Source organism: Streptococcus mitis (assembly GCF_002096845.1).
In the GTDB taxonomy this organism is placed as follows: domain Bacteria; phylum Bacillota; class Bacilli; order Lactobacillales; family Streptococcaceae; genus Streptococcus; species Streptococcus mitis_A.
Genome location: NZ_NCVK01000051.1, coordinates 1 through 202, shown reverse-complemented (window position 1 = coordinate 202; position 202 = coordinate 1). Strand labels below are relative to the sequence as shown.

At 44.6% G+C, this 202-nt stretch carries 1 pseudogene; it reads right to left on the bottom strand.

Going from position 1 to position 202, the window contains the following annotated elements:
- Positions 1 to 202, bottom strand: a pseudogene (locus B7695_RS11130) (hypothetical protein); the annotation flags it as partial.

Sequence of the window (202 nt, the reverse complement as noted above, 5' to 3'; positions counted from 1 at the left end):
TGGCTCTGCGTCTACTACTACTGGATCTTTAGTTCCGGCTTTACCTGTTAGATCTGTTTCTACAACTGGTTTAGCTGGTGCTGTTGTATCTTTAGCTGGTGTTGCTTCTTTTGGTTCACTTGCTTCTGATACGTTGCCTGCTGGGTCTGTTGCTGTCGCTGTTACATTTCCTGCTGGAATATCTTTCGTTGGTGTGATAGTT